The organism is Hymenobacter edaphi, from assembly GCF_003258365.1.
In the GTDB taxonomy this organism is placed as follows: Bacteria; Bacteroidota; Bacteroidia; order Cytophagales; family Hymenobacteraceae; genus Solirubrum; species Solirubrum edaphi.
In genome coordinates, this window is record NZ_QHKM01000001.1 from 1049581 (window position 1) to 1066510 (window position 16930).

General features: G+C 64.9%; 16 protein-coding genes. 11 read left to right on the forward strand and 5 right to left on the reverse strand.

Features of this window, described 5'->3' with window-relative positions; translation table 11 throughout:
• The first annotated feature begins 405 nt into the window (after positions 1-405).
• From hisG to hisIE, 8 genes are all read left to right on the forward strand, one after another.
• Positions 406-1257 carry an ATP phosphoribosyltransferase gene (gene hisG, locus DLM85_RS04255; protein WP_111476806.1) on the forward strand — a complete coding sequence of 284 codons (852 nt, stop codon included), beginning with the start codon at positions 406-408 and terminating at the stop codon, positions 1255-1257.
• A 115-nt stretch (positions 1258-1372) separates the two neighbouring features.
• A complete protein-coding gene (hisD, locus tag DLM85_RS04260) occupies positions 1373-2662 on the forward strand; it encodes a histidinol dehydrogenase (protein WP_111476807.1) in 1290 nt (429 codons plus the stop codon).
• Between the two features lie 97 nt (positions 2663-2759).
• The gene (hisC, locus tag DLM85_RS04265) at positions 2760-3809 is read left to right on the forward strand and encodes a histidinol-phosphate transaminase (RefSeq protein WP_111476808.1); all 1050 of its coding nucleotides are present in this window, start codon (positions 2760-2762) and stop codon (positions 3807-3809) included.
• Positions 3810-3873: 64 nt separating this feature from the next.
• A complete protein-coding gene (hisB, locus tag DLM85_RS04270; protein ID WP_111477498.1) occupies positions 3874-4977 on the forward strand; it encodes a bifunctional histidinol-phosphatase/imidazoleglycerol-phosphate dehydratase HisB in 1104 nt (367 codons plus the stop codon).
• A gap of 124 nt (positions 4978-5101) precedes the next feature.
• The gene (gene hisH / locus DLM85_RS04275; protein ID WP_111476809.1) at positions 5102-5689 is read left to right on the forward strand and encodes an imidazole glycerol phosphate synthase subunit HisH; all 588 of its coding nucleotides are present in this window, start codon (positions 5102-5104) and stop codon (positions 5687-5689) included.
• Between the two features lie 10 nt (positions 5690-5699).
• Positions 5700-6419 (forward strand): 1-(5-phosphoribosyl)-5-[(5-phosphoribosylamino)methylideneamino]imidazole-4-carboxamide isomerase, encoded by a 720-nt coding sequence (gene hisA, locus DLM85_RS04280; RefSeq protein WP_111476810.1) that lies wholly within the window; start codon positions 5700-5702, stop codon positions 6417-6419.
• Positions 6420-6480: 61 nt separating this feature from the next.
• Complete coding sequence (gene hisF / locus DLM85_RS04285) at positions 6481-7239, forward strand: imidazole glycerol phosphate synthase subunit HisF (protein WP_111476811.1); 759 nt, start codon at positions 6481-6483, stop codon at positions 7237-7239.
• 97 nt (positions 7240-7336) lie between these two features.
• Positions 7337-7981, forward strand: a complete 645-nt coding sequence (hisIE, locus tag DLM85_RS04290; RefSeq protein ID WP_111476812.1) for a bifunctional phosphoribosyl-AMP cyclohydrolase/phosphoribosyl-ATP diphosphatase HisIE — start codon at positions 7337-7339, stop codon at positions 7979-7981.
• A gap of 356 nt (positions 7982-8337) precedes the next feature.
• On the opposite strand, the gene DLM85_RS04295 is transcribed toward hisIE, so the two are convergent.
• Complete coding sequence (locus DLM85_RS04295; RefSeq protein ID WP_111476813.1) at positions 8338-8574, reverse strand: hypothetical protein; 237 nt, start codon at positions 8572-8574, stop codon at positions 8338-8340.
• Between the two features lie 119 nt (positions 8575-8693).
• Positions 8694-9350, reverse strand: coding sequence for a hypothetical protein (locus tag DLM85_RS04300; protein ID WP_133256898.1), 657 nt, complete (start codon positions 9348-9350; stop codon positions 8694-8696).
• A 174-nt stretch (positions 9351-9524) separates the two neighbouring features.
• Here DLM85_RS04300 and DLM85_RS04305 point away from each other — a divergent pair, with 174 nt between their 5' ends.
• Together DLM85_RS04305 and DLM85_RS04310 are read left to right on the forward strand one after the other, a co-directional pair.
• The gene (locus DLM85_RS04305) at positions 9525-10277 is read left to right on the forward strand and encodes a glycosyltransferase (protein WP_111476815.1); all 753 of its coding nucleotides are present in this window, start codon (positions 9525-9527) and stop codon (positions 10275-10277) included.
• Between the two features lie 15 nt (positions 10278-10292).
• Positions 10293-10997 (forward strand): lipid-A-disaccharide synthase N-terminal domain-containing protein, encoded by a 705-nt coding sequence (locus tag DLM85_RS04310; RefSeq protein ID WP_111476816.1) that lies wholly within the window; start codon positions 10293-10295, stop codon positions 10995-10997.
• 100 nt (positions 10998-11097) lie between these two features.
• Here the strand turns inward: DLM85_RS04310 and DLM85_RS04315 are convergent, their stop codons facing one another.
• Positions 11098-12075, reverse strand: a complete 978-nt coding sequence (locus tag DLM85_RS04315; protein WP_111476817.1) for a GDP-mannose 4,6-dehydratase — start codon at positions 12073-12075, stop codon at positions 11098-11100.
• Positions 12076-12230: 155 nt separating this feature from the next.
• Between DLM85_RS04315 and DLM85_RS04320 the strand changes: the two genes are divergently transcribed.
• Entirely contained in the window at positions 12231-13892 is a 1662-nt protein-coding gene (locus DLM85_RS04320; protein ID WP_165822000.1) for an ArnT family glycosyltransferase, read from the forward strand.
• A gap of 103 nt (positions 13893-13995) precedes the next feature.
• Here the strand turns inward: DLM85_RS04320 and DLM85_RS04325 are convergent, their stop codons facing one another.
• The gene (locus tag DLM85_RS04325) at positions 13996-15006 is read right to left on the reverse strand and encodes a hypothetical protein (RefSeq protein ID WP_111476819.1); all 1011 of its coding nucleotides are present in this window, start codon (positions 15004-15006) and stop codon (positions 13996-13998) included.
• Positions 15007-15779: 773 nt separating this feature from the next.
• Positions 15780-16901 carry a tetratricopeptide repeat protein gene (locus DLM85_RS04330; RefSeq protein ID WP_111476820.1) on the reverse strand — a complete coding sequence of 374 codons (1122 nt, stop codon included), beginning with the start codon at positions 16899-16901 and terminating at the stop codon, positions 15780-15782.
• Between the last annotated feature and the right edge of the window lie 29 nt (positions 16902-16930).

Consider the following 16930-nt stretch of genomic DNA (forward strand, 5'->3'; position numbering starts at 1 on the left):
GGCGGTGAGCAACTGCGCGTTAGAGGCGGAAAAAAATACGGCAATGGCAACTGCGCGGCGAAAAATTTCGGTATTTGATTTTGGCGCGTACCTTTGCCCGCATAATTCCCAATTCCCGCATGTCCCTCGTCGCCTCGTTGCGCTACACTACGTCGCCGGCCGCCCCGCACTGGGCCGCCGCGCCGGGGCATGCCGGTCATCATCACCACCATTCCTCCCCGGGAGAGGAATAATTACGTATAGGCGTTCGGCTACGGTCCGAACCTACGTCGCCCCGCCGGTTTTGGCCCCTTGCCGCTCAAGAGCAGCTCTGCTTCGGACCCCGGCCCCCTTTGATGATGTTTTCGACAACGAATCGGCGCGCTTTGCCGCGGTCGGCGTTGTTTCCCGCTTTTCCTTTTTCCCATGATTCGTCTGGCCATCCAGAAATCTGGTCGTCTGAGCGAAGACTCGCTCGCCCTGATCCGCGAATGCGGCATCGGCTTTGTCAGCAGCTCCTACAAGCTCAAAACCGAAGCCACCAACTTCCCCCTCGAAATCCTGTTCCTGCGCGACGACGACATTCCCGGCTACGTGCAGGACGGCGTGGCCGACCTGGGCATCGTGGGCCAGAACGTGCTGGCCGAAGCCGGCCTGCCCCAGCTCCAGGTCGAGGCGCTGGGCTTCAGCAAGTGCCGCCTCTCGCTGGCCGTGCCCCGCGGCGAGGCCTACAGCTCGGTGGCCGATCTGCAGGGCAAGAACATTGCCACCTCGTACCCCGAAATCCTGGGCCGCTACCTGGCCGGCGAAGGCGTGCAAGCCCAGCTGCACACCATCAGCGGCTCGGTGGAAATTGCCCCGAGCATCGGCCTCGCCGACGCCATCTGCGACATCGTGTCGTCGGGCTCCACCTTGCTCGGCAACGGGCTGCGCGAGGTGGAAACCGTGTTTCGCTCCGAGGCCGTGCTCATTGCCAGCCCGCAGCTGCCGCAGGAGAAGCAGCGCCTGCTCGAGCAGCTGCGCTTCCGCATGCAGGCCGTGCGCCGCGCCCGCCGCAACAAGTACATCCTGCTCAACGCCCCGGTGGCGGCCCTCGACGCGGTGAAGGCCCTGCTGCCGGGCATCAAGTCGCCCACGGTGACGCCGCTGGCCGAAGCCGGTTGGGTGTCGGTGCAGTCGGTGGTCAACGAGGACGACTTCTGGCACATCACCGACCAGCTCAAGGCCGTCGGGGCCGAAGGCATCCTGGTGCTGCCCATTGAGAAGATGATTAGCTAAGCGGTGAACTGGTGAGATGGTGAACGGGTGAGTGCCGTCCTGCCTGCGCCAACTGCGCGGGGCCGGCCTCCCGAACATCAAACTCACCCGTTCACCATCTCACCAGTTCACCGAAATGCAACGATTCAACTACCCCAGCCCGGCCCAGTGGCCGGCGCTGCAGCTGCGTCCGGCCCAGCAGGAAGCCGCCGAGGTGGAGCAGCGGGTGCGCGCCATCTTCGACGACGTGCGCCAGCGCGGCGACGCGGCCCTGCGCCACTACGCGGCCGCCTTCGACGGCGCCGCGCTGACCGAGTTACGGGTTTCCGCCGCCGAGCTGGCGGCCGCGGCCGCCGCGGTGCCCGCCGCGCTGCAGGCCGCCATCCGGCAGGCCCGCCAGAACATCGAGCGGTTCCACGGCGCCCAGCGCGAGGCCGAGCTGCGCCTGGAAACCATGCCCGGGGTGGAGTGCTGGCGCCGCCCGGTGCCGGTGCAGCGCGTGGGCCTCTACATTCCGGGCGGCACGGCGCCGCTGTTCAGCACCCTGCTGATGCTGGGCGTGCCCGCCCGCCTGGCCGGCTGCCCCGACATCGTGCTGTGCACGCCCCCGACCAAGGACGGCTCCGTCAACCCGGTCATCCTCTTCACCGCTGCGCTGCTGGGCATTGATACCGTCATCAAGGCCGGCGGGGCCCAGGCCATTGCCGCCCTGACCGGCGGCACCGAATCCGTGCCGGCCGTCGACAAAATCTTCGGCCCCGGCAACCGCTACGTGACGGCCGCCAAGCAGCTGGCCGCCCAGCGCGGCGTGGCCATCGACATGCCGGCCGGCCCGTCGGAAGTACTGGTCATTGCCGATGCCTCGGCCAATCCGGTATTCGTGGCGGCCGACCTGCTCAGCCAGGCCGAGCACGGCCCCGACTCGCAGGTGGTGCTCTTGTCCGATTCGGCGCAAGTGCTCGACGCCGTGACGGCCGAGGTGCAGCGGCAGCTGGCCGAGCTGCCCCGCCGCGACGTGGCCGCGCAGGCCCTGCGGGAAAGCCGGGCCATCCTGCTCGGCAGCGCCGCCGACATGCTGCACTTCTCGAATCAGTACGCGCCCGAGCACCTGATCCTGGCCACCGACCACGCCGAGGCGCTGGCCGCCGACGTAACCAGCGCGGGCTCGGTGTTCCTGGGCCACCTCACGCCCGAAGCCGCCGGCGACTACGCCTCCGGCACCAACCACACCCTGCCCACCAACGGCTACGCCCGCAGCTACAGCGGGGTGTCGCTCGACTCGTTCGTGAAGAAAATCACCTTCCAGCGCATCACCCCCGCGGGGCTGCGGGCCCTCGGGCCGGTGGTCGAAACCATGGCCGAAGCCGAGGGCCTGCGCGCCCACGCCCGGGCCGTGACCCTGCGGCTGGACTCAATTGGTAGTTAACAAGCAGCCCTGAACAATGAGCAACCGGGGCAGCGGCGCTTGAGCCGGCTGCCACCCGCAGTGCTCATCGTTCGTTGGCAATTGATCATTGAACGCAATGAACCTCGACGAACTCATCCGGCCCAACGTGCGGGCCATGAAACCCTACGCCTCGGCCCGCGACGAATTTCAGGGCACGGCGCAGGTCATGCTCGACGCGAACGAGAACAGCCTGGGCTCGGTCGGCGGGCAGGCCTTCAACCGCTACCCCGACCCGCTGCAGCGCGCCGTGAAGGCCGAAGTGGCCCGCCTCAAGCAGGTCGGCCCCGGGCAGATTTTCCTCGGCAACGGCTCCGACGAAGCCATTGACCTGCTGCTGCGCCTGACCTGCGTGCCGGCCCGGGACAGCATCCTGATTTTGCCGCCGACCTACGGCATGTACGAAGTGGCTGCCAACCTCAACGACGTGGCCATCGAGCGGGTGCCGCTGACGGCCGACTTCCAGCTTTCCGACGACGCTATTACTAAGGTGTTGGCCTCGCCGGCCAAGCTGGTGTTCGTCTGCTCGCCCAACAACCCCACCGGCAACCTGCTGCACGCGGCGGCGGTGGAGCGCATCCTGCGCGGCTTCCCGGGCCTGGTCGTGGTCGACGAAGCCTACAGCGACTTTGCCGCCGCGCCGAGCTGGACTTCGCGCCTCGCGGAGTTTGAGAACCTGGTGGTGCTGCAGACGTTTTCCAAGGCCTGGGGCCTGGCCGGGCTGCGCCTGGGCATGGCCTTCGCCTCGCCCGCGCTTATCGGCTACCTCAACAAAATCAAGCCGCCCTACAACGTCTCGGAAACCACCCAGCAGCACGCGCTGGCCGGCCTGGCCGATACCACTGGCTTCGAGCAGATGCGCCGGGCGCTGCTGGCCGGGCGGGAGCAACTGGCCGCCGCCCTGCCCGCCGTCGGCATCGTCGAGCACGTGTTTCCGTCCGACGCGAACTTCCTGCTGGTGCGTTTCCGGCCCGATGCCACCGCCGTGTACGAGTACCTGCTCGGGCGCGGCATCGTGGTGCGCAACCGCACCACCCAACCCGGCTGCGCGGGCTGCCTGCGCCTGACCGTGGGCACGCCCGCCGAAAACCAGCAGCTGCTCGCCGCCCTGCACCAGTACCCCGGCTAGGCCCTTGCCGGCCCGCCCGTTCTTTCCGACCACGACCACCGCGCCCCACGACGGCGCGCCTGCCATGAAAAAAGTACTCTTCATCGACCGCGACGGGACCATCCTCGTCGAGCCGCAACCCAGCCAGCAGGTCGACTCCTTCGACAAGTTTCAGTTTCTGCCCGGTGCCATCACCGGCCTCGCGCGCATTGCCCGCGAGCTGGACTACGAGCTGGTGCTGGTCACCAACCAGGACGGCCTCGGCACCGACTCCTTTCCCGAGGATACGTTCTGGCCCTGCCAGAACCTGATGCTCGACATTCTGCGCGGGGAAGGAGTGGAGTTTGCCGCCGCCCTCATCGACCGCAGCTTCCCCCACGAAAACCAGCCCACCCGCAAGCCCGGCCTCGGCCTGCTCGGTGAGTACCTCGACCCCGCCAACGGCTACGACCTGCCGAATTCCTACGTGCTCGGCGACCGGCTCACCGACGTGCAGCTGGCCGAGAACCTGGGCTGCCGCGCCGTCCTGCTCAGCGACGAGCTCAGCGACGAGCGCGCCGCGCTGACCACCACCAACTGGGACGCGATATACCAGTTCCTGCGCCTGCCCGCCCGCCAAGCCGTGGTACAACGCGACACCAACGAAACTAAAATCAGCGTCGAGCTGAACCTGGACGGCAGCGGCCGGCACAGTATAAAAACCGGACTCGGGTTTTTCGACCACATGCTCGATCAGCTGGCCAAGCACAGCGGGGTGGATATGCGGGTGCAGGTGCAAGGCGACCTGCACATCGACGAGCACCACACCATCGAAGACGCCGCCATTGCCATCGGTGAAGCTTTCAGCCAGGCCCTCGGTGACAAGCGCGGCCTGGCGCGTTACGGCTTCCTATTGCCCATGGACGACGCGCTGGCCCAGGCGGCCATCGACTTCTCCGGCCGCCCCTGGCTGGTGTGGGATGCCCACTTCAAGCGGGAAAAAATCGGCGACATGCCCACGGAAATGTTTTACCATTTCTTTAAAAGCTTCGCCGATGCGGCCCGCTGCAACCTCAACGTCAAGTGCGAGGGCGACAACGAACACCACAAGATCGAAGCCATTTTCAAGGCGGTGGCCAAAGCTATCAAAGCCGCTTTGCAGCGCGACGCCAGCAAGATGGAAATTCCCAGCACCAAAGGGGTGCTGTAGGCTTTACACAAATGTTGAAACAAATGGATAAGTCCTGGTTTCCGGGTTTGCAGCCAATGCAAGGCAGGCAGATGGAAAGGAAAGCCATGTTTATTCATTTGTTAAACATGGTTTGAATCAGCAAATGGAAATAGCCGTCATTGATTATAAGGGAGGCAACGTGCAGTCGGTGCTGTTTGCCCTGGAGCGCCTCGGCGTGCAGGCCACCCTGACCGCGGAACCCGACGCCATTCGCCGGGCCGACAAAGTCATCTTTCCGGGCGAAGGCGAAGCCGCCTCGGCCATGCGCGAGCTGCGTGCCCAGGGCCTCGACCAGCTGCTGCCCACCCTGACGCAGCCCTTCCTGGGCGTGTGCCTGGGCATGCAGCTGCTGGGCCGGCACAGCGAAGAAGGCGACACCGAGCTGCTCGGCATCCTGCCCTTCGACGTGCAGCGCTTCCAACCCGACGCGCAGCACAAGGTGCCGCACATGGGCTGGAACACCCTGCGTAACCTTCGCTCCCCGCTCTTCCGGGGGCTGCGCGAAGACGACTACGTGTACTTCGTGCACAGCTACTACGCGCCGGTGGGCGCCTACACCATTGCCGAGGGCGCCCACCCGGGCCCGTTCAGCGCGGCCGTGCAGCACCAGAACTTCTACGCCGTGCAGTTTCACGCCGAAAAGAGCGGCCCCGTCGGCACGCGCATCCTCCAAAACTTCCTCGACCTGTAATCGACCCGCCATGGAAATCATTCCCGCCATCGACCTGATCGGGGGCCAGTGCGTGCGCCTGACCGAGGGCGACTTCGCCCAGCAAACCACCTACGATTCCGACCCGCTGGCCGTGGCCCAGCGCTTCGAGCAGCACGGGCTGCGCCGCCTGCACCTGGTCGACCTCGACGGGGCCCGGGCCAAGCAGCCCGTCAACCTGGCCGTGCTTGAGCGCCTGGCCCGCCACACCACGCTGCACATCGACTTCGGCGGCGGGCTGCAGCACGAGGACGCCGTGCGCCAGGCCTTCGACGCGGGCGCTGCCCAGATTACGGCCGGCAGCATTGCCGTGCGGGAACCCGAAACCGTGCAGCACTGGCTGCGCACTTTCGGGGCCGGGCGCATCATCATCGGGGCCGATTTTCGGGATGAGCACATTGCCATCAACGCCTGGGCTGAGCAATCGGAGCGGACCCTGCAGGAGTTTGTGGCCGGGTACCTGGCCGCCGGGGCCCATACCTTCGTGTGCACCGACGTGCGCAAGGACGGCAAGCTGCAGGGGCCGGCGCTGGAAACCTACCAGCAGCTGCGCGGCCAGCTGCCGGCGGCCCGGTTGGTGGCCAGCGGCGGCGTGACCACCGTGGCCGATCTGCAAGCCCTGGCGGCGCTGGGCATGCACGGGGCCATCATCGGCAAAGCCATCTACGAGGGCACCATCAGCCTGGCCGAGCTGGCGCCCTTCGTGGCGTAAGCAGCGGCCTTGGCCACTCCTTAGTAATAGTATATACCCTGGTACAAGCTTTCTGCGGCTCATGCTGACCAAACGCATCATTCCCTGCCTCGACGTAAAAGACGGGCGTACCGTCAAGGGCATCCGGTTCGAGGGCCTGCGCGACGCGGGCGACCCGGTGGCCCTGGCGGCCCAATACGCCCGCCAGGGCGCCGACGAGCTGGTGTTTCTCGACATCACGGCTACCAACCAGAAGCGCCAGACGCTGGTGGCCCTCGTGCGCGACGTGGCGCGCGAGCTGGATATTCCCTTCACCGTGGGCGGCGGCATTTCGGCCGTGGCCGACGTGGAAGCCCTGCTGCTCAACGGGGCCGACAAGGTGTCCATCAACTCCGCCGCCCTGCAGCGCCCCGCGCTCATCGACGAGCTGGCGCGCCGCTTCGGCTCCCAGTGCATCGTGGTGGCCGTCGATGCGCGTAGTACGCCGGAGGCCGGCTGGCAGGTATACACCCGGGCCGGTACCCAGGCCACCGGCCGCGGCGCGGTGCAGTGGTGCCGCGAAGCCGCCGACCGCGGGGCAGGGGAGCTGCTGCTCACTTCCATGAGCCACGACGGCACCAAGGATGGCTTTGCCCTGGAAGTGACCGGGGCGGTGTGCGCGGCCGTAACCGTGCCGGTAATAGCCTCGGGCGGGGCGGGGCGCCTGGAACACTTCACCAGCGTCTTTGAGCAGGCCGGCGCCGATGCCGGGCTGGCCGCCAGCATCTTTCACTTCGGCGAAGTCGGGATTCCCGAGCTGAAGCAGCACCTGCATTCCAATGGCATTCCAGTTAGATTGTAAATATGATTACTAAATGGTATACCTGTAATGTAAAGTAGTTTACTTATAATTGAAATAGCTTGATAGTAAACCCGTTAGTCATTCAACGAACGACCTGATGAACCTCGACTTTGAAAAAATGGGCGGCCTGATTCCGGCCGTGGTGCAGGATGCCGACACGGGCCAGGTGCTCATGCTTGGGTACGTAAACGAGGCGGCACTGCGGCAGACCGAGCACTCCGGCCGCGTGACGTTTTTCTCGCGCTCTAAAAACCGGCTCTGGACCAAGGGCGAAACCAGCGGGCACTACCTGACGCTGGTGAGCCTGCACCCCGACTGCGACCAGGACGCGCTGCTCATTCGCGCCCGGCCCGACGGCCCGACCTGCCACCGCGGTACCACCAGCTGCTTTGAGCAGGCGGCGCAGACGGCTTTGCCCACGGCGCCGATTAGTTTCCTGGCCGAGCTGGAGCGCCTCGTGCAGCGCCGGCAGCAGCGGCCCGAGGAAGAGCCGGATTCCTACACCGCGAAGCTGTTCCGGCGCGGGCTGCCCAAAATCGCGCAGAAAGTCGGGGAGGAGGCCGTCGAAACCGTGATTGACGCCGTGGCCGGCAACACCGAGGGCCTGAAGGGTGAAGCGGCTGATCTGCTTTATCACCTGCTGGTGCTGCTGGCCGCCTCGGGCCTGAGCCTCGACGACGTGGTGCAGGTGCTGCGGCAGCGGCACACGACCATTGCGGCCGGTGAACGACGGGACTCCTGACAAGTCCACGAACTGGCTTTCAGCCAAACGCCCCGCGCCAATCCAGCTGGATTGACGCGGGGCGTTTGGCTTGTTGGGCGGTCGGGGCGGCTAAAACCGGTAGCTCAGCTGCAAGCCGGCCGTGGCGTTGAGAAATTGCGGGGATGCCGCGGACAGGGTATACCTGGAACGGGACCGTTCCAATCCCAGATACGTGTCCAGGCTCAGCCGTTGACCCCAGGCCCACTGGCGGCCGACGCGCACCTGGGGCGTCAGGTCGAAGCGGCGGCGGGCATCGTTTAGCCCCTCGCCGGCCGTGACGGTGTGGCGCAGGAAGTGGTAGTTGCCCTGCAGGCCGAGGTCGGCGTACCAGCCAATCAGCGCCGGCTGGCGGCTGGAAAGTGGTAGCGGCCGTGGACTCCGGCCGAGAGCTGCCGCTGGCGGATGGTGCTGCGGCAGCGGTAAATGCTGTCGGTGGAAAGCACGTAGTCGTAGCCGCTGGCGGAAGTGGAGCCGGAGTAGCTGCCGCTGACTTCGAGTGCGAGTTGCGGCGCCAGCTGCCACTCGTACGCCAGCGTGGGCCGGATGCCCGACTGACCGGCGACGGCGTGCACCCCTAACTTAACCTGATGCGTGCGGGCCGCGGGGGCGGACCAGGAGCGGGGTAGCCAGGGCGACGCTGGCCAGTAGTACGCGGGTGAAAACGGAACGGAACATGACGGAAAGCAACGAATCAGAAGCGGTACCCGGCCTGCAGGGCCAGGCCGAAGGAGGGCCGGGCGTAGAAATAGCGTTCCGCCGTCGGGGCGTAAAGGCCGGTGTTGGAATTGTAGGCGTAGCGCGGCTCGGTGCCCACCACCAGTTCGGGCCCCAGGCTCGCGTCGAAGGTGAAGCGCGGGCCGAGCTGGCACTGCCGGCCAAGGCGCAGCTGCAGGGCCTGCTCGCGGCGTCGGCGGCGCTCGGTATGCCCGTCGTCGAAGCGGTAGCGCGTCCACTGGCCCAGCAGCTGCGCCCCGGCCCCAACGTACCAACCCGCCAGGGCGGGTTTGGGGGGCTGCAGGTAGCGGCGCACCTGCGCCGTCAGGGCCAGGCGATGCCCGCGGGCCCGGAAGCGCTGCGTCGGGATATAGTAGGAATAGGCGGAGTCGTACACGAACCCGCGGCCGCCGTCGTAGCCGGTAAACCAGCCGCCCAGCGCGGCCTGCAGGCTGTAGCGGGGCGCCAGCTGCCGCTCGTAGCTGAGGCCGATGGTTTCGCTGGAAAATACGCCGAGCTTGAGCGCCTGCCGCGGGGCCGGCGGGGCGGGAGCAGCGGCTTCGGAGGATTGCTGGGCCGCGGCCGGGGCCGCAGCCAGTAGCAGCAAGGCCGGCAGACACGCAAGAAGCTTCACGGACGATGTAACGTAAGGATCGAACAAGCCAAACAACGCCGGGGCGGGCGGGTTTGGTATGGCAATAATACGCCGGCCGGGCACCCAGGCCAAACTTCCCGGCCGGGGTGGGCGTAGAGCCCGCACGCGGCCCGCCGAAATCCTGGCTACCTTGCGCGCCGTTTTGCTGTTTTTATGTCCGACAACGCTTCTTACCTGGCCACGCAGTCGCTGACCGTGCTCGTCCCCGTGTACAACGAAGAGGAGAGCCTGCGGCAGTTGGTGGTGGAGATGAACAAGTACCTGGAAATTGCCCCGGTGGCCACCACCGTGCTCTTCGTCAACGACGGGTCCACCGACGGCTCGCTGGCCATTCTGCGCGACATCTGCCGCCACGACGCGCGCTACGAGTTCATTTCGCTGGCCCAGAACCGCGGCCTGAGCACCGCCATCAAGGCCGGCATCGACCACGCCCGCGGCACGCTCGTGGGCTACATCGACTCCGACATCCAGACCACGCCGCTGGATTTCGTGGAGCTGCTGCGGTTTTTCCCCGACTACGACATGGTCACCGGCATCCGGGCCAAGCGCCAGGACTCGGCCGTGAAGCTGCTCTCCTCGAAGATTGCCAACAACTTCCGCCGCCTGCTGATCAACGACGGCATCGTGGACACGGGCTGCCCGCTGAAGATTCTCAAGACCGAGTACGCCCGCCGCATTCCGCTCTTCCACGGCATGCACCGCTTCCTCGGGGCCCTGGTGCAGCTGCAGGGCGGCAAAGTCAAGCAACTGCCCGTGCGTCACTTCCCGCGCTTTGCCGGCACGGCCAAGTACAACCTCTGGAACCGTCTCTGGAAGCCCCTGGTGGACACGTTTGGCTACCGCTGGATTCGTTCGCGCTGGAAGAACTACGAAATCGGGGAGAAGCACCACCAATCCGCGGCCTAAGCGCCCGCCGCCGCCATGACAACCGAAACCGTCGCGCTGCTGATCGGGCTGACCTCGCAGCTGCTCTTCTCCAGCCGCATCGTGCTGCAGTGGGTGCAGAGCGAGCGGGCCCGGCGGGTGCTGGTGCCCACCCTGTTCTGGCAGATCAGCCTGATTTCGTCGTTTCTGATGATTATCTACGGCATGCTGCGCCACGACCCGGTGATTCTCGGCGCGCAGCTCATCAGCTACGGCATCTACATCCGCAACCTGCAGCTGCTGGGCGAGTGGGGCAAGCTCAACGCCTGGTTCCGGGCCGGGGCCTACGTGTTTCCGCTGGCCGTGCTGGCCTGGTTCGTGGTCGGCAACCAGCACTTCAGCCTGCAGCAGATGCTACACCACCGCATTCCGGGCGGGGTGCTGGCCCTGGGCGCCATCGGGCAGACCATCTTCCTGCTGCGCTTCGTGTACCAGTGGATTTACTCGGAGCGCAAGGGCGAGTCGGTGCTGCCGCTGGGCTTCTGGGTGGTGAGCCTGGTCGGCTCGGTGCTCATCCTGACCTACGCCGTGCTGCGCCGCCCCGTCGACGTGGTGCTCATCGTCGGCAACGTGTTCGGTACGGTGGTGTACGCCCGCAACATCGTGCTGCTGCGCCGGGAGCTGCGGCGCGCGGCCCGGGCCGCGGCTCAAGCTCCCGTTGAGCCCGATCTGGAACCGGAAAATGCGGCCGCCACGGGCTAGGCGGCTCCAAGCAAGAACTGTCATCACCAGCGAGCGGGCCGGATAGCAAATCCGGCCCGCTCGCTGGTGATGACGGCGGGCAGAAAGAGCCGTACGCGCCTTATTCCCCCTGCGCGTCCAGCCACTCCACGAACTGCCGCAGCCCGTCGGCCAGCGAGGTTTGGGGGGCGTAGCCGAGCAGTTGCTGGGCTTTGCGGATGTCGGCGAAGGTCACGTCCACGTCGCCGGCCTGCATGGGCTCAAACTGCAGCCGGGCCTCCACGCCCACGGCCGTGGCCACGGCCTGAATCAGCTCGAGCAGGGGCACGGGGCGGTTGTTGCCCAGGTTCACGGTTTCGTACACCCCGTCGTGGGCGAGCAGGTAGCGCACGCCGCGCACCACCCCGTCCACCGTGTCGGCCACGAAGGTGTAGTCGCGGGCCGTCGACCCGTCGCCGTACACCGGAATGGGCTGGCCCGTGCGCAGCAGGCGCGCAAACTTGTGAATGGCCAGGTCGGGCCGCTGCCGGGGGCCGTACACGGTGAAAAACCGCGCGTTGAGCACGTTGAGCCGGTAGAGGTGGTGGTAGGTGTAGGTCAGCTCCTCGCCGGCCAGCTTGGTGGTGGCGTAGGGCGAGATGCAGGCCTGCTGCAGCTGCTCGTCCTCGTTAAACGGCAGCCGCCGCGTGTTGCCGTACACCGACGAAGACGAGGCGAACAGCAGCCGCCCGACGCCGCGCTGCCGCAGCCATTCCAGCAGGTGCCCGGTGGCCAGCACGTTGTTGTCGAGGTAGGCCAGCGGCTGCTGCACCGACGGGCCCACGCCGGCCTTGGCGGCCAGGTGCACCACCACGTCGGGGGTGTCGGTGGGGTCGGGCCAGGCCGTTTCCAGGGCTGCGGCGCCGGCCCGCAGATCCAGCTCGCGAAACGTAAACCGCGGCTGGGCCAGCAGGGTCCGCAGGTTCCGCTCCTTCAGGCCACGGTCGTAGAACGGATCAAAATTGTCGAGGCCCAACACGCGAAACCCGTCGGCGAGCAGGCGCTGACAGAGGTGGGAGCCGATAAAACCTGCGCAACCGGTGACAAGAACCGTGGGCATACAGCGGAGCAGTTGATAAAGGAGTCAGGAGCCCGGGCGGCAGGGGAGTCGGCGCCCGGGAAAGGCGCGCAAAGGTAGCCGAAATGCCGCCCCGCGCGAGGGACATACGTAGCTTTCGGGCCGTGGGGCCGTATACGCTCCGATTTTGCCTGGATATGACGGATACTTTTCTGACCACCGCGGGCTGGCCGCGGCCGTGGGTACAATGGCTGGGGCTGGCCATCGTGTTGGGGATAGGGCTGCTGGTGCGGCTCGACGCGCCGGAAATCGGCCTGATGGAAGCCCGTAACTTCGTGGCCGCCCGCGAAATGCACGCCGGCGGCTCCTGGCTGCTGCCCACCATGAACGGGGAGCTGCGCCTGGCCAAGCCCCCGCTGCCTACCTGGCTGGTGGCCGGCGTGATGCACCTGACCGGCTCTACCACCGACCTGGGCCTGCTGCGCCTGCCCTCGGCCGCCGGGGCCTGCCTGCTGGTGCTCTTCTTCTGGGCCCTGGCCCGCCGCCTCACCCCGCCCCAGGACCGGGGCCGCACCGCTTGGCTGGCCGCCGTGGTGCTGGCCAGCAGCCTGCTGCTGCTCACCGCCGGCCGCGACGGCAACGGCTGGGACATCTACTGCTACTGCTTTATGACGGGGGCCCTGGCCGCGGCCGTGCGCGGGCTGCAAAGCCCGGGCCGGGGCTGGGGCTGGTTTGCCGCCGCCGGCGCGCTGATCGGCCTCTCGATTCTGAGCAAGGGCCCCGTGGCGCCCTACGGCATGCTGCTGCCGTTCCTGCTGGCCTGCGCCCTGCGCGGCGACCGGGCCGCGCTGCGCCGGCACTGGCCCGGGCTGGTCCTCATGGCCGGGGTGGGGCTGCTGCTGGGGGCCGCCTGGCCCCTGTACGTGCTCGGGCAGCACCTGAGCGAGGCCAGCCAGGTGGCGCAAACCGAATCCAGCTCCTGGGCCAACCGCCACGTGCAGCCCGTGTGGTTCTACGTGAGCTTTCCGGCCTTTATGGGCTTCTGGGCGCTGGCCGCCGGGGCCGCGCTGGCCTGGCCCTACGCGGCCCCGCGCATCCGGCCCTATGCCCCGTATGCGCTGCTGCTGGCCTGGGCGCTGGCCACCTTGGTGCTGCTGAGCCTGGTGCCCGAGAAGAAGGAGCGGTACTTGCTGCCCGTGTTGCCGCCCCTGGCCCTGCTCACGGCCGGGTTGCTGCGCTACTGGCTGAGCGCGTTGCGCCCCACCGGGGCCGATCAATGGCTACTGCGGGCCTGGGCCGGGGTGGTGGGGCTGGCCCTGCTGGCGCTGCCGGTGGCCCTACGCCTGGTGCGCCTGGCCAGCTTTGCCCCCGAAACGCCCCGGTACTGGCTCACCAGCGGGCTGGCCGTGGCCGCCGCCGCCGCGACGTGGTGGCTCTGGCGCAGCGGGGCGCGGGCCCGCGCTGCGGTGGCCGCCACGCTGTCGGCGGTGCTGCTGGCCAGCGGGCTGCTGATGCCGGCCTATCCCGAGTGGCAGCGCCGCCGCGACGACCCGGGGCTGCGGCCCCTGGCCCGGGTTGTGCGCGAGCGGGCGGGGCTGCGGCACCAGCCGGTGCTCAGCGTAGGGGAGATGCAGATTAAGTGGATTTGGGCGGCCGGCCGGGTGGTGCCGCAGTGGCGGCCCGAAGTCGATTCGCTGCCGCAGCTGCCGGTGCTCGTGTACGCCGGCGCGCGAGGCACTGCGCCGTTTCCGCCATCCGTGGCCCGGCGCTTTCAAATCGAAACCGTCGACAGCTTCGATCTGAGCCACCAGTTTGCGGATGGCCGCTGGTACGTAACGGAAATTCGGCCGCGGCCTTAGTTAACATAATAATGTTCCCGGGGCGAAGCAGGCCCGGCGGGGCAGGAGAGTAGCCATGACCGGCTTGTGCTCCTGCCCCGCCGGGCCTGGTGATTTTGCCTGGTCAGCTCCGGCGTTGCAGGTGTTTGCGGATCTTCTCCAGCAGCGCCTGCACAATAAGCAGGTCGGCATCTTCCTGAACCGAGAGCTGGGTATCGAGTCCCGGACCGGTAATACGAACGGTATAAAGCGCGCCGGTATCATTTGCTGCCCCGGCTACTGGCACTACCGTGGGTACATGCGCCGGCTGAGGCGGAATACCGGCCTCGGGAGCTGGTACAAGCGGGGCCGGTATGGGGGCGCTGGTATCCGTCGCCGCCCGCGGTAGCCCAACCGGTGCCAATGGGGCGTTTGGGCCGCTAAGTGGTGGTACAAGCGTTACGGGCGTTGTAGACTGCATCCCGGGGCCCGATAGCCCGAAGAGGTCCGCAACGGCATCATCCGTAAATGCGGGGGGGCTAATCACTGGCCCGGTTCCCGTCAGGGGCTCGGGCAACTCTACCGGCGAGGCCGGGCTGCTGCCGCTATCAGCGTCCGGCCGAAACAGGTTCACGTTCATGCCAGGGCTGGCAAGTTCTCGGCGCGGAGTGGCTTTGGCCAGCAGGTCGATGTCGGCTATGAAGTTGCGCTCATCGAGTATGTCCACCATGCGCGCTCCTTCCACAAAGGCTTTGGCGACATTCTGCGCATTGATTTCCTCTACATCGAACTCGCGCACCAGCATCACATCAAACATGTGCACGGGTAGCTCCCGGTTGCGAAACTTGCGGCAGATGTGGGAAAACAGCGGTGGGTGGAGGAAGGCTTCGCGGTGGTAGACCTTCTCTTCCTCTTTGTCATAGGCATTCTTAATGCGCCGGAAGAGGTTAGTGGTGGTGAGCATTTCGCGCTTGCTGGTCAGTAGACCAAACTTGACGGCAGACCCCAGGATGGCTTTGAAGCTCCCGCTAACCTTTCTGTTCAGTTTGCGGGCACACGTTTCCACGGAGCACTTGCCTCCAGTATCATCAACCGTCTCTGCCACTTCCCAAGCCGACAGATAGCTGGTGCGCGGGTAGTCTATGGTCTTGGGCATGTTGTAGTAGAAGAGAGAATAATTAGAGTCCTAAATACGGGAATAACAAGTATATAAACGCACATAAAGTATAAAATAGTATATACCAATTTAAACTTTTTATGCTTTTTTGTACTTTCAATGACTATAGAATTGCCTAATACAATATCAAACACCTGATATAAAAAAAATCTATCTAACAGACGGCCACAGGCGGGTTCCGAAGAGGAGAGAGGCTCTATTAGAATCACAGACAAGCCACACCGGAACAACTGCAACTAACACCATCCTGATAGCCATCATAACACAAGTCTCGATACAAAGCCTGAAAAGCCTTATGGTCGACACCCATGAGGCATTGGAGAAAATAAAAAGACGTGAGGTAAACGTTACTAAGCTGATATCGAGAGGACAGAAACTCAGCAAAATCAATGCTGGTCCATAATTAGGAAATAGAGCTAAAGTACGGCTGGGTACTGGTCGTGAGACCATGGGTTTCCTGCACCATAGTCATACCACGCAGCAACTAGAAGCTCACCAGACGCCGGTGGAACAAGCCGATCAAATCCAAGATTATCAGCCGCACCAAGCAAATCAGAAAGCACACCCGGCAGAGCACTCCCGAGTTACTTAACAGCCGCCACAGACCTAGAATCAGACAGCAACTCAACACGAGATACCACGAAGCTACAGAACACCCAGTATCGATATGTGCTATAATTTATATTATGTTAAGTAGTATTCCCAAAAAGCAGGCCCGCCTGATTAGGCGGGCCTGCTGAGAGACTTAACCCCTACTTCATCAGCCGCTCGGCATCAGCTTTACGCCCTACCGTTACATAGGCTTTCTGCAAGGCGCTGCGCACCCCGGCGTCATCCGGCTTCAGTTGCATTGCGGATTCGAAGTACGGAATAGCTTGCTCCATGTACTTCTTACCATCTGCCTCCATCTTCTTGCCTTTGGCCTGGTAGTTCTTGATGTCCATCTTGTTGACCACCTTGAAGATATCCGCGCCTCGGTTGTAGTAGTACACACCAAGGTTGTATTGCGAGTCGAAGTTCTTCGGGTCGAGCTCAATGGCTTTCTTGTGGGCCGCCAGCGCATCGTCCGGCCGCTTGCTTTGCTCGTAAACCGAGCCCAGCACCGAATACAGGTTTGAATTGTTCGGATCGGCCGCAATGGCTTTCTGAATCTTGTCGATGGCTTCCGGGCCGCGGCCGGTGCTCAGCGCCATGTTCAGGTCTTCGAGCAGAAAGGCTTTGTTGGTCGGGTACGCCTGCAGGGCCTGCTGCACCACGCGCTGCGCTTCAGCCTCGTTGTTTTCCTGGCGCGCAATGCGTAGCAGCCGGTCGTAGAGCTGCGGCGACTTGTAGTTGATGGCGACGAGCTTGTTGTAATTTTCCTTCGCCTGGCCCACATCCTGCTTGGCTTCGGCTGCGTACGCCGCGTACAGCAGCGCCGTGGTGTCCTGCGGACGAATCTGCTGCGCCATGCGGTAGGCGTTTAGCGCGTCGTCGTATTTCTGGGCGTTGTAGTTTTCGACGCCAGAGTTCAGCGCCATGGCGTAGATGTTGTCCAGGCGCTGGGTGGCCTGCTTGCCGTAGTCGCTGTCCTTACCCTCCAGCGAAATGGCTTTCTGATACGACTCAAAAGCCGTTTTGGCCCCTTCGCCCGGCTGCAGCGTCTTGCCGTAGATTGGGCTTTGGGCGAGGCCTTCGTAAATCTCACCGCGCACGTACCAGGTTTTGGCTTTATCCGAGGTCTTCGGATTGGTAATGGCCTTGTCGATTTCTGTGCGGGCTTTGTCCAGCGTACCGTTTTTCTGCAACAACTGGGCGTTGTTCACGGCCGAATTTTGCGCCACGGCGGCGTGCATCGCCAACGCCGGCAAAATCGTCAGAAAAGTCTTTTTCATGGGAATGAAAAGAGTGGGAAACTTAGGTT

Coding starts and splice junctions, on each gene's coding strand:
- hisG (WP_111476806.1), top strand. CDS start 406: ATGATTCGTCTGGCCATCCAGAAATCTGGTCGTCTGAGCGAAGACTCG.
- hisD (WP_111476807.1), top strand. CDS start 1,373: ATGCAACGATTCAACTACCCCAGCCCGGCCCAGTGGCCGGCGCTGCAG.
- hisC (WP_111476808.1), top strand. CDS start 2,760: ATGAACCTCGACGAACTCATCCGGCCCAACGTGCGGGCCATGAAACCC.
- hisB (WP_111477498.1), top strand. CDS start 3,874: ATGAAAAAAGTACTCTTCATCGACCGCGACGGGACCATCCTCGTCGAG.
- hisH (WP_111476809.1), top strand. CDS start 5,102: ATGGAAATAGCCGTCATTGATTATAAGGGAGGCAACGTGCAGTCGGTG.
- hisA (WP_111476810.1), top strand. CDS start 5,700: ATGGAAATCATTCCCGCCATCGACCTGATCGGGGGCCAGTGCGTGCGC.
- hisF (WP_111476811.1), top strand. CDS start 6,481: ATGCTGACCAAACGCATCATTCCCTGCCTCGACGTAAAAGACGGGCGT.
- hisIE (WP_111476812.1), top strand. CDS start 7,337: ATGAACCTCGACTTTGAAAAAATGGGCGGCCTGATTCCGGCCGTGGTG.
- DLM85_RS04305 (WP_111476815.1), top strand. CDS start 9,525: ATGTCCGACAACGCTTCTTACCTGGCCACGCAGTCGCTGACCGTGCTC.
- DLM85_RS04310 (WP_111476816.1), top strand. CDS start 10,293: ATGACAACCGAAACCGTCGCGCTGCTGATCGGGCTGACCTCGCAGCTG.
- DLM85_RS04315 (WP_111476817.1), bottom strand. CDS start 12,075: ATGCCCACGGTTCTTGTCACCGGTTGCGCAGGTTTTATCGGCTCCCAC.
- DLM85_RS04320 (WP_165822000.1), top strand. CDS start 12,231: ATGACGGATACTTTTCTGACCACCGCGGGCTGGCCGCGGCCGTGGGTA.
- DLM85_RS04325 (WP_111476819.1), bottom strand. CDS start 15,006: ATGCCCAAGACCATAGACTACCCGCGCACCAGCTATCTGTCGGCTTGG.
- DLM85_RS04330 (WP_111476820.1), bottom strand. CDS start 16,901: ATGAAAAAGACTTTTCTGACGATTTTGCCGGCGTTGGCGATGCACGCC.